Raw genomic sequence first — 14,298 nt, forward strand, 5'->3', positions numbered from 1 at the left:
TTGGTATGAAATTAACCCTTTTTTCAATTTTGTTTCCATCTTCTTTGGAAATCGAACATATCAAGAGGAAAATGCTTAATTTAAGAATCCTTTCAAAGTTTTAGGATATGGACAAATTATTGATCGTATTTCTCTTTTTTATTTTGATGATACCAAATTCTATTGCCCAGCAACATCCTCTTGAACTGAGGATCATGAGCTATAATATCTATCATGGAGAAAACCCCTATCAAAGGGGGACTTCTAATATGGGTGATGTTACAGCACTGATCAAAATGATTAAGCCAGACTTTTTGGCATTGCAGGAGGTGGATAGTATGACGTTGAGGACAGCAGGTTTTGCGGGGAGCAAACTCGATTTGACAGACATTTGGGCAAAATCATCTGGTATGAATGGTTTTTTTGCCAAAGCCATTGACTTTAGTGAGGGTGGATATGGGGAAGCGGTTCTAGTCAGGCAAAATGCTGTTTTTGAATCGGTATCTCTACCCACCCCTATGGGCGGAGAAGGAAGGAGCATGGCTGTGGCTCATGTAGAATTTGAAGATGGACGTAAGATTACCTTTGCTGGCACCCATTTATGCCATGAATTTGAGGAAAACCGCACTGCTCAGGTCAAAGGGATCAAAGATTACTTTAAAGGATATTCACACCCTGTCGTGGTAGTGGGTGATTTTAATTTTGAGCCTTTAGAAGGAGGATATGTGCTGATGAGTGAGGATTTTCTTGATGCGGCTAAGGTTTTTGGTGAAACAAAAAACACCTATCCTACAGATCAGCCCAACATCAGAATAGATTATATCTGGCTGGTCAAAAATGCCACCTGGCATGTCAAGGATTTCCAAGTAATGGAAGGTATTGCCCACTCAGATCATTTGCCAGTGTATACAGTGGTAAGCTTTCAATAGTGACCAAATGAATAACCATTTTTGTCATGATTGAAAATTATCAAAGAACTATCAGGTTTATTGACCAGAAAAGCATTGAAAATATGCTCTTTTCTGTAAAATGCTGGCTGGTTTCGGTTCTCAATCAATAACTTGACCAAAAAGGGATATTTTGAATCAGAGATTTCTAAATGATAAAACCAGCATGATGAAAAAATCAACAAAACAAATTTCAACTCTCATCTTGACCATCTTTGCAGTTTGCAGTCTATCCTGTTCTCCTGATTCCAAAAAAGAGGAAGCCGTTGTAGGAGAATGGATGCAGCTTTTTAATGGTCAGGATATGGATGACTGGATAGTCAAAATAGCCAAGCATGAGCTACATGACAATTTTGCCAATACTTTCCGGGTAGAGGAGGGGATGCTGAAGGTCAGGTATGACGGTTATGAGGCTTTTAATCAGCAATATGGGCATATTTTTTACAAAGAACCCTTTTCACATTACTTACTCCGAGTGGAGTATAGATTTGTGGGTGATCAGGCTCCTGAAGGTGAAGGTTGGGCTTTCAGGAATTCCGGCGCAATGTTGCATTGTCAGGATCCGGCCACTATGTTGAAGGACCAGGATTTCCCTATATCAGTGGAAGGCCAATTGTTGGGCGGTGATGGCGTCAATGAGAGGTCGACGAGCAATCTCTGTACTCCAGGAACGAATGTGGTGATGAATGGGGAATTGTTTACGCCGCATTGTGTGAATTCTACATCGAAAACCTACCATGGTGATCAATGGGTGACTGCCGAATTCCTGGTACTTGGGGATTCTGTAATCCATCATATTTTGGAAGGGAAATCTGTACTTACTTATTATCATCCGCAGATAGGGGGAGGGAATGTCAACCCTGTTGATCCCGAAGTGAAAATTGATGGAATGCCACTAAAGGCTGGCTATATTTCCCTGCAAAGTGAAAGTCATCCCATTGATTTCAGGAAAGTGGAGCTATTTGATTTGGTCTCTTTTCAAAAAGATCAGATTAAATTGAAGGAAGTCCTGAACCAACTGGGTTATGGTGCTTTCACAAAAGAGGATTGATAAAATATGTATATTTGCTATTCTAGCGCTAAACAAATATCGACCAATTTTCAGATGACCGGATATTTGTGGATAATCATTTTAGCTAGATTAAAAACAAAAGTATCACAGGCTCTCTGTGATACTTTTGTTTTTGAAGAGAGTAAAGGTTTTTATTTTAGATGATTTCTAAAGAATTCAATGGTTCTTTCCCAGGCTAATTTGGCAGCAGCCTCATCATACCTAGGTGTAGAATGGTTGTGAAATCCATGGTTGGCACCTGGATAGAAAAAGACCTCGTATTCCTTGCTATTTTCTTTCAATGCTGCTTCATATGGAGGCCATCCTTCATTTACACGGGTATCCAGTTCAGCATAATGTAGCTGTAAGGGAGCTTTGATATTAGGAACAAGTTCAGCAGGAGCCTGACCACCATAAAATGGAACAGAAGCCTTAAGGTCCGGTCTCTTGACCGCCATCATGTTGCAAATCCACGCACCGAAGCAAAAGCCTACGATACCGACATTTCCGGTACAATGTTCATGTTCCTTCAGCAATTCAAAAGCTGCAATAAAGTCTTCAAGGATTTCATTTCTGTCCCTTTTCGCCTGCATGGTTCTTCCTTCATCATCATTTCCAGGATACCCCCCTAAAGGATACAGTGCATCCGGTCCAAAGGCTATGAAGCCATCCACTGCAGCTTGCTTAACGGTGTCTTCAATATACGGATTCAAACCTCTGTTTTCGTGGACCACAATGATTCCGGGTATTTTTCCTTTTGCATCGGCAGGCCTTGCCAATAATCCTCTCATTTTTCCGCCTCCTAAAGGGGAATCATATTCCACATATTCAGTGATGATTCTCGGGTCATTACTGTCGAACCTTTTGGTTTTGAGGTAATCAGGCATCAAAAAGGACATCAAAGAGCTCACTGTAATACCTCCAACAGCAAATGCGGATAGTCGCTTTACAAAGTCCCTTCTTTCTATTCTATTATGGCAATAATCGTCGTAAAGGGTGAAAATTTCCTGCTTTAGATCTTCTTTCTTGATAGGTTTCATAATACAAATGTTGATAGCTAATAAACCAGATTGGTCAAATAAAGATACAATTTAGGGGAATATTTGGATAATCCTTCTGATTTTAAGGCTCTTCGGGAATTAATAGGGGTGATAGGTTGCAAAAAAAAGGGGCACTGCGTTTGCAATGCCCCGTTTATTAAAAGTCAGGTAATCTGTATCAATTTTGAATAGTGATGTTGCCGGAAGTTATATTGCCTTTGATGCTATAATCAGCACCATTGTCAATATTCAAGCCCCTAGTCGACCTGGAGTTACCAACGGTGATATTGCCTGAGGTAGCGTTCAATTTATAATTGAAGTTTGCCAAATTGGAATTGGTCTGGATTTTGAAATTACCAGAGGTTCCGTTGATGCTGGTTTCAGTTCCAAGCCCTGAATTAAGTGCATTTAAATTACCTGAAGTAAGTCTAAGCTCACCCAGTTCCGCTACATTTTCCAGTTTGGCATTACCGGAGGTCAAGCTGATATTCATTTTGCCGACTATATTGTTGGCAGTAATGCCACCGCTGCTGGATGCATATTGAATATCACCTTTCACATCCTGAAACTGGGCACTTCCAGAGCCGATATTTCCTTTGATATTGCCGGCAATTTGTTGCAGACGAATGGAGCCTGAGCCAGCTTTAACTTCAACATCTCCTTCAATATTATTTCCCGTTATTTTTCCTGACCCAACCGAAAGGGATGTGAGGCTGGATTTAACATTTGAAGCATTGACAGTCCCCGAACCACCTTTGATATCTAGTCCCATGTTTTGGGGACCTTGGATTTTGATATACCCTTTAGTCCTAATGTTTGTCCAATTGGTTCTGGTAGTAGTGACTTTATGGCTTATTTTCAAAATATTTCCGGCAGTCACAAAAATAATATCCTGATCATGAAAAGTTGATTCCAGGAAAGCGTCCACTGAAATTTCGTTGGATTGGCCTTCCCCGGAATATTCTACCTCTAGAGCTCCGCCGTTTACTTCGATCCTGGTAATGCCTGAAAATGATTTCTGGACATCAACCAAAGTTTTCATCTGTGCGAATCCCTGCTGGAATCCGGTTAGCAGCATCAGTAGAATTGCTGAAAGTGAAAGTTTAAGATAGTTTTTCATAGTATGGCTTGGTTTAATTTTTGATTCAAATTATTTAGAATATGATGCCAAAAGTGATGGGGTTAAGTTCAGGTCCTGCACCTTCTTTGAACAGTGTATTCAAATCATAAGTCCCGAAGAAATTAATGCGCCCTACACCTATTTCTCCCCTGATACCATATCTGAAGTTATTCAGATAAGCTCCAGTGGATTCAAAATCTTTTCTTCTTCCACCTCCGTCAAGGGGACGATAAACATACTTACTCCTTCCTCCCATACGGTAGCCGGCATAAGGTCCAAAAGCTATTCGGAATCCTCTTTCACCTTGGTCATTCATCTGTCCAAAGTCCAGTTTGAACAAAGACATCGCTGTCAAGTAGGAAGCTGTAATTTTACTTTTGAAGCCATTTACATCAGTTCTTTGAATAAAATCAATTTCCCCATCTCCTCTTACAGCCTGCGTTTGGCGGTTGTCAAATTTAAAATTGTACCAATTGACACCCAATCCCAAATCCCAATGAAAACCTTTGCTGATTCTTTGACTGGCCATCCAGTTGAGGCCTACATTCCAGCTTCCCCAACCTTTTACGGAGTAGTCAGCAGAACTTAGTCCTTGTGAAATTGAATTGTTTTCAATGTAATTGTTGATGCCGAGGTCTACATTGAAATAGGTACGGAAGGGAGGGTCACTTTTTTTTCTGGTTCCTGTTTCTACTTTCACTTTGGTATCCCCTCTGCTTTCATCAACAGTAACCCGTACACCACCGATCATAACTTCGGTTTCTAAACCGTCTTCACGTACACGGACTACCTCTCTGTTGCCTTTTCTGTTTTGTACTTCAACTACTACCAATTCTCCGGTTTTTTCATCTACTTCCAAATCCAGTTCTCGGATGATTTGGTTGATGTTCATGGTTTTGAGCCTTTCAAAGTCCTCTTTGTTGTCCACTAAAATGACAATCTTACCAGATTTTCCAAATTCAACAATAATGCTGTCATTCTGAACCAACAAGTGATCATTGGACCTACCAAAGGCAAGCTGGACTAATCCCAGCATACAAAATAATAACAGGTATTTTTTCATCGCTATATTTTCTAAATATGGTTATTTACTTCTTTCTTTTTTTGGGGTATTACTGGCAAAGAGGTTGGCTTTTGCATCCTGCAGGTCTGCAAATCCCTGTTCCACCTTGTTTAAAAACCCTCCGATTTTATCTACTTTGTTTTCTATTTCTCCAATTAATCCAAGTTTTTGACTCTCATCCTTCAAACCGTTCGATTTGATAGTGATTTTATAGGGTACTTCGTCCTCGAAACTTTCTTCGTAAGACTGTTCCTCAATGGTTTGCAAAGCAATGCTTTCATGCAGATCTAAGTCCGGTAGGGAAAGCTCAGGAACACTTATAATGGGGTCTAGCTCTCTTTCCCTCTCTGCGGAGGCCATGAAGTCATTTTTTGGTTCTGAAGGTCTCTTTTGATTGTCATTGTATTGTTGACTTGATGATCCTGTTGAACTCTTTTTATTCTCCAGGGCTTTTGCTTCAGTTTTATCCAGGAATACTTCGCTCTGCAATTCCTTTGTAAGTTCTTCAACAATCTCAGGTTCTTCAGCCTGTGTAAGCACCACTTCTGCAAGCTGAGGAAGGGGCGTTTGATCAGCATTGATGGTTTGCCAAATGATGTAACCCATTCCTAATAACAAGACAAAGGCAGCAGCCATCTGCATCCATGGGAAGGCAGCTAATCCGCCTTTTTTTTGTTCATTCAATCTATTTTCAAGCTTTTCCCAAGCCAATTTGGATGGGGTTTCTTCATGGTTGAGCAACTTATCTCTGAAAAGCTGATCGAATTTTTTCTCTGAATTAGCCATTGATTCTCCTTTCTTTGGTTTGTTGGTCGGCTATTTTCTGTTTCAATACATTCCTAGCCCTGTTGAGCTGGGATTTAGAAGTAGATTCTGTGATTCCGAGCAAATCGGCTATCTCAGCATGACTATACCCTTCTATGGCATAAAGGTTAAAGACCGTTCTGTAACCCACAGGGAGATCTTTGATCAATTCCATTAAATCTGCTGCTTCCAAATGGTCCAATTCATATACTGAATCAGCATTTTCCAAATGGCCTTCTACATGGACTTCCATGTTCAGATGCCTATTGTTTCTAAGGGTAAGTAAGGATTGGGTTACGATGATGCGTTTCATCCATCCTTCAAAACTCCCTTTGGATTCAAACTGTGAAAGTTTTTCAAAGATCTTCATGAAGCCTTCAATCATCACGTCTTCTGCCAGGTCTCTGTCTTTGATGTATCTCAAGCAGATGGCAAGAAACTTTTTGGAATAAGATTCATAAAGGTGCTGTTGCGCCTTTCGCTCACCTTTTAGGCAACCTTTGATGATGTCTTGTTCTGATATAAAAGTTTTCTTGAACAGCATTGTTGATGGCTTTCAAATAGGTAGATACAGGTCAGTAAAAATAGGTTGCACTGGTTTGTGAAAAAAGGTTAATTTTTTTTGTTTGATTCTCATTATGAGTTAAGTATTTTAAGGAAGATAATTTCAAATAAAATGCAGCTACAGGGAATAGGAAAAGAAAAGTGGCATTCTGTTGAGGAGAATCAGGTTTTACGTGAATTGATTGCTTCCCGTCATGGTCTTCCTTTATCAGAGGTGGAGGAGAGACGAAATTTTTATGGTGAAAATAAGTTGCCGGAAGTAAAAAAAGTCACCTTGTTCCAAACAATTCTTCATCAATTCATCAATCCATTGATCTTTATTCTTTTAGCTGCTGCTCTTGCCTCAATTCTTATTGGAGAGATTACCGATTCGATTTTTATTTTTTTTGTCATTATAATCAATAGTGGTCTGGGTGCTTATCAGGAATACAATGCGGAGAAGAGTGCAGAAGGGTTAAAAAGTTTGTTGAAAATAAAGGCCAGGGTAAAAAGGGCGGGGGAGGATGTGGAAATTGGAGCTGAAGAGATTGTTCCTGGTGATATTGTTTATTTAGAATCAGGAATGAAAGTTCCTGCAGATATCCGCTTGCTGGAAGTCTTCAATCTCAGTGTAGATGAAAGTTTTCTAACAGGGGAGTCTATTGCCAATCTGAAAAACCATGCGTTAATTGATCATGATGTGGACTTAAGGGAAAGAAGCAATATGGCTTATGCAGGTTCTACGGTAGTGTCTGGCAGAGGAATGGGTGTGGTGGTGGGAACAGGAGTTATGACCCAAGTAGGTCAGATTTCTAAGGATGTGAAGGAGTCTACTTCTGCAAAACCCCCATTGGTACTCCGGATGGAAAGATTTACAAAACAGGTTTCGATTTTTATTGTGATATTGAGTGTGTTGCTTGGTGTTTTATTGAGGATGGGAGGGATGGATTTTGCCGGTATTTTTTTCTTTGTCGTGGCCATGGCTGTATCTGCTATTCCTGAAGGGTTACCCGTGGCACTTACCATTGCGCTTTCAGTAGCCTCCAATCGTATGTCTAAGCGGAATGTGATAGTCAGAAAACTTACTGCTGTTGAAAGTTTGGGAAGCTGTACCGTGATTGCCTCTGATAAAACCGGTACCTTGACGGTAAATCAGCAGACAGTCAGGAAGATTGTACTGCCGTTTAAAAAAACCTTTTTTGTTTCAGGTGAGGGCTATAACGGTGTGGGAGAGGTAGTTGAAGAGGCACTGTTATTACCTGTATCTTTGCATAGCATAGATCCTTGCCTAGCAAGGCTGAATAGAATTTCAGTCTTGGCAAATGAAGGTTCATTGAATCCAAAAAATGATCAGTGGGAACATTTTGGGGATGCCATGGATGTGGCTTTGCTGGGGATGAGTTATAAAATTGGTGTTGACCCAAATGATATAAGAAGGGAGTTTCCGATTGTTCAGGAGATTCCTTATGAGTCTGAGCGAAAATATTCAGCTGCATTCTGGAAGGAGAATGGGGTACTTCATATAGGTCTCAAAGGAGCTGTAGAAACGGTTCTGGGTTTTTGTTCAAGGATGAATGATGGAGAGTTTTCAAAACCCTTGGAAAAAGAACATGTCCTACTTCAGTTGGAAGAATTGGCGCAATTAGGGCACAGGGTGCTGGCATTTGCAGGATCGCCTTTGTCTGATTTTATAAGGAAAGAGAATTACCAGGATGAAGATTTACCTGATTTGGAATTTTATGGGCTTATCAGTTTTATAGACCCTCTTCGTCCGGAAGCTAAAGATGCAGTGATCAAATGCAAGGAAGCAGGAATCAAAGTTGTGATGATTACCGGGGACCATCCATCCACGGCAGCTAGTATTGCTGCTGAACTTGGAATCCATGAAGAGGTGAAAAGGGTCGTTACCGGTAATTTATTGGAGGATGCAGGACCATATGATAGCCCAGCTTATAAAGATTTGGTGGAGAATGCCTCAGTTTTTGCCCGTGTATCCCCAAAGCAAAAACTCGAAATCGTAGATGTTTTGATCAGGGATGGTGAATTTGTAGCTGTGACCGGCGATGGGGTAAACGATGCTCCGGCCCTGAAAAGGGCAAATATCGGTGTAGCGATGGGTTCAGGGACAGATGTGGCCAAAGAGGTTGGTTCAATGATCGTAGTTGATGATAATTTTTCATCCATTGTGGCTGGGGTTGAAGAAGGGAGATATGCTTATGATAATGTCAGGAAAGTAATTTATCTCTTGATTTCAACTGGGACGGCAGAAATTGTGATGTTTTTGATTTCTATAATTGCGGGCTTACCACTTCCTTTATTGGCTGTACAGCTTCTTTGGTTGAATTTGGTCACCAATGGCATCCAAGATGTGGCTCTTGCTTTTGAAGGTGGAGAACCGGGGGCTATGCAAAAACCTCCAAGAAAGCCAAAAGAAAAAATATTCAACGCTACCATGATTAATCAGACCGTTTTATCTGGTTTGACGACAGGTATTATTGTGTTTACATTCTGGTATTGGCTGAATGGATTGGGCAGTATGATTGAACTGCATGCCAGGAACCTGGTGCTGCTTCTGATGGTATTTATGCAGAACCTACATGCTTTTAATTGCCGATCTGAAGTTACCTCTGTTTTTAAGATTCCAATCAGCAGGAATTACTTGCTTGTCATTGGAATTATTGCTGCGCAGGCGATTCATATAATAAGCATGCAAATTCCCTTGATGCAACGTGTTTTGAGAATTGAGCCGATCAGTTTTAATGAATGGCTTCAAATTTTACTTTTGGCGGTGCCGATTTTGATTGTGATGGAATTGTATAAGTTTTTGAAGAATAGAAAAGCAAAACAGTAAGTGATGCCAAAAACCAAAGGAATTTGAAAGCTTATTTTTGAACGAAACCATTGATGTTTAATACAATTGCCAAAATTTGATGGATGGCATGGATAAGATGGATAGTTTTTTCAATTTCCCATTGTCATTGTGACTGCTTAGGCACTTTTCAAAAAACCACAATTATAATTCGCTATGCAAAACTGTTGGAGAAAATTTGGTCAAAAATTAAAAATGGCTGCGGTGGTGTTGGCTTTCCTTTTGGGAGAAGGCACCATTGCACAGCAAATGGGTTTTGAGGAATACAATCCTCCTTCCACATTGGTTGTCCCTGAAAATCCGGTAAAAAGAGCCAAATTCCCCTTTATAGATGTACACAGTCATCAATGGAATGTGGCGCAGGAGACGGTTCACCGACTGGTAGGTGAAATGGATGAATTGAATATGGCAGTGATGGTCAATCTGAGTGGCAGGGGAAGAGGAGGGATAGGTTCTGATCCTGATGGGCAGGAATATATGTTCTCCATGATCAGAAGATTTAATGGTGTAGCTCCCGGGAGATTCATTGTATTTACCAATCTTTCCTTCCATGACTTTGGCAGTCCTGGATGGGTTCAGAAAGCGGTAGCCGACTTAGAGAAAGATGTTCAAAATGGAGCAAATGGCCTTAAAATTTACAAGAGTTTGGGCCTTTCAGTAAAAGATATCAATGGGAAAAGAGTAGAAATAGATCATGCGGATCTGGATCCTGTATGGGCAAAATGTGGGGAATTAGGTATCCCTGTTCTGATTCACTCTGCAGATCCTGAACAGTTTTGGGAACCCATGGATGCCAATAATGAGCGTTGGTTGGAACTGAAGATTAACCCCAATAGGAAAAGGGGAAATGACGATCCGGCTCCTTTCGGCCAATTGTTAGCAGAACAGCATAATGTTTTCAGAAAACATCCCGGTACTACTTTTATCAATGCGCATATGGGTTGGATGGCCAATAATCTTGATAAAGCGGAACGTCATCTGGATGAATTTCCAAATGTCTATTTTGGGATAGGGGCTGTAATCGCTGAATTTGGTAGACAACCTAGGAGGGCTAAGGCCTTTTTTACCAAATATCAGGACAGGGTGGTTTTTGCGAAAGACGCTTATAACAAAGAGGAGTTTTATACCTATTTTCGGGTATTGGAAACTGAGGATGAATATTTTCCATACTACAAAAAGTACCATGCCTTCTGGAGTATGTATGGGTTGGGCTTGCCTGATGAAGTGCTGAAGAAACTTTACTACAAAAATGCCATCAAGATCATTCCAAATATAGACAGCAGTAGGTTTCCAGATTGATTAAAAAACTAGGGACGGAGAATTTTCCGTCCCTTTTATCATTTTTGGATCAGGGCATAGGTTTGTTGGCCTATTTCTAATTCTTCATTTGTAGGAATGACGAGTACTTTGACTTTTGAATCTTCAGTATTGATTTCTCTGATATCAGCGGTCCTGAGTTTGTTTTTTTCTTTATCCAATATTATTCCAAAGAAGTTCATGTCTTTGCAAACAACCTCCCGCATTTCTGCGTCATTTTCACCAATTCCTGCAGTAAATACCACGGCATCCAGTCCTTTGAGGACAGCAGTATAAGTGCCAATGTATTTTTGGATCCTGTAGGCATACAGGTCATAGGCCAATTTTGCATCTTCATTGCCTTCTGAAACAGCGTTTTTAACATCCCGCATATCACTGAATCCGCATAGGCCCAGTAAGCCGCTTTTTTTGTTCAAAATATCGTTGACATCTTTGGGAGAAAAACCCCTTTCATTGATCAAATGAAAAATGATGGAAGGGTCAATATCCCCTGAACGTGTCCCCATGACCAATCCTCCCATTGGCCCAAGTCCCATACTGGTATCAACAGATTTGCCACTGTCAATAGCAGTCATACTGCTGCCGTTTCCAAGGTGTATGGTAATGATTTTAGCTCTTGGATTTTGTAAATACGTTGCTGCTTTCTTTGACACATATTGATGGCTCGTACCATGGAATCCATAAGCCCTGATGCCCAGTTCCGTATACATTTCCTTGGGGATGGCAAAACGGTAAGAAAGGGGCGGCATGCTTTGGTGAAATGCTGTGTCAAATACTGCCACTTGCTTGGCCTGAGGGAAAACGCGCTCCGCAACTACAATCCCCAAATGATTTGGCGGATTATGCAAAGGTGCCAAGGCAAATAATTCCTCGATTTTGGCTTTGACCTCATCTGTAATGAGGGTTGTGGTGGCGAATCTTTCACCGCCATGCACTACTCTATGCCCTATGGCTTTGACCTCTTCAGTACTTGAAATTACTCCGGCATCTTGATCTGTGAGTAATTTAGTGACTTGCAGCAGACCTTCCTCATGGTCCTTGATAGGCAGCTCCATTTTGAAGACCTTCTCTAGACCTTGAGGGAACACTTTGTGGGTAATGGTGGATTGTGGTAAACCAATCCGGTCTACTAGCCCTGAACAAAGAGGTGACTCGTTTGGCATTTCAAACAGTTGATATTTGAGTGAACTACTGCCTGAATTTAAAACTAATATCTTCATAGATTAATTTTCTCTCTTCTTGTTACTAAGTTGGAAATCATTCTCGGTACTTCTTTGATTCTAAATGTTTCCGAAATCCGACTTTTGAAATTCAATTTATTGAATTCGTTTACCTTGCTATCGACTCTAATAGCTTTCATCTAATCAGAATGCTCAGTCTTCCTGTGCTTGAATTGCAGTAATGACTACGGTGTTGAAAATGTCATCAACGGTACATCCACGGCTGAGGTCATTGACGGGTTTGTTAAGTCCTTGTAGCATTGGGCCAATGGCGATGGCGCCTGTTTCCCTTTGAACAGCTTTGTAGGTATTGTTACCGGTATTCAAATCCGGGAAAATCAGTACGGAAGCATTTCCCGCCACTTCAGAATCAGGCATTTTTTGTTTACCGGTGATTGGATCCACAGCGGCATCATATTGTATAGGGCCTTCTACCTTGATTTCAGGTCTTTTTTCTTTGACGATTTCGGTAGCTTTTCTGACCTTCTCCACATCTTCACCCGTTCCGGACTGACCCGAGGAGTAAGATAACATCGCTACCCTTGGTTCTATGCCGAACTTGGAACTGGTATCTGCAGAAGAGATGGCTATTTCAGCCAATTCTTCCGCAGTAGGGTTGATATTGATTGCACAATCTCCAAATACTGTTACCCGATCAGGTAAGCACATAAAAAACACTGAAGACACTAAGGAAATGCCTGGTTTGGTTTTGACAAACTGTAATGCTGGCCTAATTGTATGTGCAGTGGTATGGATTGCGCCGGATACCATTCCATCCGCATGGCCTTTATGAACCATCATGGTTCCAAAATAGGCCACATCAGTCATCAGATCTTTGGCTACTTCCAATGGCATATTTTTGCCTTTTCTGAGTTCAAACAAAGTGTTGACATAATCATCATAATAGAAAGATTCCTGTGGATTGATGATTTGGCAGTTTTCCTGATTGATACACAAGCCAAGGCGGCTGATGCTGGTCATGATCTCATTCACATCTCCTAAAAGTGTAACATTGACAATGCCTTGTTTTACCAATCTGTCTGCAGCTTTTAAAACTCTTTCATCTTTTCCTTCCGGTAAGACAATGTGTTTCTTTTTACTTTTTGCCCAGCTGACCAATTGGTATTGGAACATTCTTGGAGTCATGCCTACTGGTTTGAAGGCGGCGATTTCTTTTTCCAGGGCATCCATGTCCATGTATTTTCTGAAGGTGTTTACAGCAATATGGATTTTTTCGGTATCATCAGCAGAGATTTTGGAATGGATAGCTGCCACCTTCGTAGCGGCATAAAATGAAGGTTCTTCTACCCTTAAGATTGGTACCATAATGTTTGAGCCTTCAATCAACCTGATGACGGATTCTGCAATTTCAAAACCTCCCGTAAGGACGATACCGGCTATTTTGGGGTAGTTTTTGGATAGGTTGGCCTGCAATGAAGCCATAATGATATCCGCACGGTCTCCTGGGGTGACGATCAGCACATTCTGCTTGATGTGGTTCAAGAAGTTGGCAATCTGCATTGCTCCAAAAATAAAATGATCGGCTCTGTTGGTAAGGTAATTTTCGCCAAACATCACCTCTGCATTCAAATGTTCTTTTACTTCCTTCATGGAAGGACTTTTCAGTTCTGTGATTTTTGGGATAACCGTAACGAGCATGTCTTTTTTGAGCTGCTTCTGAAGTTCTTTTTTGACTTCATCCACTTCATCTGGATCTACTTTGTTGACCACCACAGCAATCACTTTGACTTTCCTATGAAGGAAGTTTTTGATGGTGACAATGGCTGAATTGGTGATTTGGGAGATGTTTTTGCCATCACCGGAAGTCACTATCACAACTGGCGTGCCCAGGTTTTTGGCGATGGTTACATTGGCGTCAAACTCAAAAGCAGTGCCCTCTCCCAAAAAATCACTCCCTTCAATAATGGTGAAGTCGTAAGCTTCTTCCAGACTTTTGTATTTGCTGATGATCGTATCAATGATTTCTCCCTGAAGTCCAGCTTCTGCTAAGGTATTTGCTTCTTCTTTGGTGTAGGCATATGATTTGTCATATTGAATGGGAAGTTTGAAATGATTGATCAGGGTATCAATATGGGAATCTTTTTTGACGGTAGGTTTATCATTGATGATGGGCTTGAAGTAGCCGATTTTTTGGGTTTTGGCAAGCAGCATATCCACCAGGCCTAAGGCAACGATGGATTTTCCACTGAATGGTTGAGCTGTGGCTATGAAAATACTTTTATTGTTTTCCATGTCGGAATAGGTTTAGATTTTGGACAAAATTAAAGGCTCCGGTCAGTCTTAATGTTGACCAAATAGGGTACAAAACATGACTTTAATCATGA

11 protein-coding genes are annotated in these 14,298 nt (G+C 40.9%); 4 read left to right on the forward strand and 7 right to left on the reverse strand.

What is annotated here, in order from left to right; translation table 11 throughout:
* The first annotated feature begins 107 nt into the window (after positions 1–107).
* Together ACFFIP_RS14850 and ACFFIP_RS14855 are read left to right on the forward strand one after the other, a co-directional pair.
* A complete protein-coding gene (locus ACFFIP_RS14850) occupies positions 108–908 on the forward strand; it encodes an endonuclease/exonuclease/phosphatase family protein (protein WP_382388477.1) in 801 nt (266 codons plus the stop codon).
* 184 nt (positions 909–1,092) lie between these two features.
* The gene (locus ACFFIP_RS14855; RefSeq protein ID WP_382388478.1) at positions 1,093–1,977 is read left to right on the forward strand and encodes a 3-keto-disaccharide hydrolase; all 885 of its coding nucleotides are present in this window, start codon (positions 1,093–1,095) and stop codon (positions 1,975–1,977) included.
* A 152-nt stretch (positions 1,978–2,129) separates the two neighbouring features.
* On the opposite strand, the gene ACFFIP_RS14860 is transcribed toward ACFFIP_RS14855, so the two are convergent.
* The 5 genes from ACFFIP_RS14860 to ACFFIP_RS14880 all read right to left on the reverse strand — a co-directional run bounded on the left by ACFFIP_RS14860 (position 2,130) and on the right by ACFFIP_RS14880 (position 6,548).
* Positions 2,130–3,017, reverse strand: coding sequence for a dienelactone hydrolase family protein (locus ACFFIP_RS14860; RefSeq protein ID WP_382388479.1), 888 nt, complete (start codon positions 3,015–3,017; stop codon positions 2,130–2,132).
* 178 nt (positions 3,018–3,195) lie between these two features.
* Positions 3,196–4,137 (reverse strand): DUF4097 family beta strand repeat-containing protein, encoded by a 942-nt coding sequence (locus tag ACFFIP_RS14865; protein WP_382388480.1) that lies wholly within the window; start codon positions 4,135–4,137, stop codon positions 3,196–3,198.
* A 34-nt stretch (positions 4,138–4,171) separates the two neighbouring features.
* The gene (locus tag ACFFIP_RS14870; protein WP_382388481.1) at positions 4,172–5,200 is read right to left on the reverse strand and encodes a Smr/MutS family protein; all 1,029 of its coding nucleotides are present in this window, start codon (positions 5,198–5,200) and stop codon (positions 4,172–4,174) included.
* 21 nt (positions 5,201–5,221) lie between these two features.
* The gene (locus tag ACFFIP_RS14875; protein WP_382388482.1) at positions 5,222–5,986 is read right to left on the reverse strand and encodes a hypothetical protein; all 765 of its coding nucleotides are present in this window, start codon (positions 5,984–5,986) and stop codon (positions 5,222–5,224) included.
* Positions 5,979–6,548, reverse strand: a complete 570-nt coding sequence (locus ACFFIP_RS14880) for an RNA polymerase sigma factor (RefSeq protein ID WP_382388483.1) — start codon at positions 6,546–6,548, stop codon at positions 5,979–5,981. The genes ACFFIP_RS14875 and ACFFIP_RS14880 overlap by 8 nt, the downstream gene beginning before the upstream one ends.
* Positions 6,549–6,680: 132 nt before the next feature.
* On the opposite strand from ACFFIP_RS14880, the gene ACFFIP_RS14885 reads away from it, so the two are divergent.
* Together ACFFIP_RS14885 and ACFFIP_RS14890 are read left to right on the forward strand one after the other, a co-directional pair.
* Positions 6,681–9,398 carry a cation-translocating P-type ATPase gene (locus ACFFIP_RS14885; protein WP_382388484.1) on the forward strand — a complete coding sequence of 906 codons (2,718 nt, stop codon included), beginning with the start codon at positions 6,681–6,683 and terminating at the stop codon, positions 9,396–9,398.
* 213 nt (positions 9,399–9,611) lie between these two features.
* Complete coding sequence (locus tag ACFFIP_RS14890; protein WP_382388517.1) at positions 9,612–10,715, forward strand: amidohydrolase family protein; 1,104 nt, start codon at positions 9,612–9,614, stop codon at positions 10,713–10,715.
* A 38-nt stretch (positions 10,716–10,753) separates the two neighbouring features.
* Here the strand turns inward: ACFFIP_RS14890 and ACFFIP_RS14895 are convergent, their stop codons facing one another.
* Together ACFFIP_RS14895 and pta are read right to left on the reverse strand one after the other, a co-directional pair.
* On the reverse strand, positions 10,754–11,953 hold the full coding sequence (locus ACFFIP_RS14895; protein WP_382388485.1) for an acetate/propionate family kinase: 1,200 nt from the start codon (positions 11,951–11,953) through the stop codon (positions 10,754–10,756).
* A 153-nt stretch (positions 11,954–12,106) separates the two neighbouring features.
* Positions 12,107–14,206 (reverse strand): phosphate acetyltransferase, encoded by a 2,100-nt coding sequence (gene pta / locus ACFFIP_RS14900; protein ID WP_382388486.1) that lies wholly within the window; start codon positions 14,204–14,206, stop codon positions 12,107–12,109.
* Between the last annotated feature and the right edge of the window lie 92 nt (positions 14,207–14,298).

The sequence above is a fragment of the Fontibacter flavus genome (assembly GCF_042432905.1).
Taxonomy (GTDB): domain Bacteria; phylum Bacteroidota; class Bacteroidia; order Cytophagales; family Cyclobacteriaceae; genus Fontibacter; species Fontibacter flavus.

What these genes read in the sequence shown, in the direction of transcription:
- ACFFIP_RS14895 (WP_382388485.1), bottom strand. Translation starts at nt 11,953, where the DNA reads ATGAAGATATTAGTTTTAAATTCAGGCAGTAGTTCACTCAAATATCAA.
- ACFFIP_RS14870 (WP_382388481.1), bottom strand. Translation starts at nt 5,200, where the DNA reads ATGAAAAAATACCTGTTATTATTTTGTATGCTGGGATTAGTCCAGCTT.
- ACFFIP_RS14850 (WP_382388477.1), top strand. Translation starts at nt 108, where the DNA reads ATGGACAAATTATTGATCGTATTTCTCTTTTTTATTTTGATGATACCA.
- ACFFIP_RS14860 (WP_382388479.1), bottom strand. Translation starts at nt 3,017, where the DNA reads ATGAAACCTATCAAGAAAGAAGATCTAAAGCAGGAAATTTTCACCCTT.
- ACFFIP_RS14865 (WP_382388480.1), bottom strand. Translation starts at nt 4,137, where the DNA reads ATGAAAAACTATCTTAAACTTTCACTTTCAGCAATTCTACTGATGCTG.
- ACFFIP_RS14885 (WP_382388484.1), top strand. Translation starts at nt 6,681, where the DNA reads ATGCAGCTACAGGGAATAGGAAAAGAAAAGTGGCATTCTGTTGAGGAG.
- ACFFIP_RS14855 (WP_382388478.1), top strand. Translation starts at nt 1,093, where the DNA reads ATGATGAAAAAATCAACAAAACAAATTTCAACTCTCATCTTGACCATC.
- ACFFIP_RS14880 (WP_382388483.1), bottom strand. Translation starts at nt 6,548, where the DNA reads ATGCTGTTCAAGAAAACTTTTATATCAGAACAAGACATCATCAAAGGT.
- pta (WP_382388486.1), bottom strand. Translation starts at nt 14,206, where the DNA reads ATGGAAAACAATAAAAGTATTTTCATAGCCACAGCTCAACCATTCAGT.
- ACFFIP_RS14890 (WP_382388517.1), top strand. Translation starts at nt 9,612, where the DNA reads ATGGCTGCGGTGGTGTTGGCTTTCCTTTTGGGAGAAGGCACCATTGCA.
- ACFFIP_RS14875 (WP_382388482.1), bottom strand. Translation starts at nt 5,986, where the DNA reads ATGGCTAATTCAGAGAAAAAATTCGATCAGCTTTTCAGAGATAAGTTG.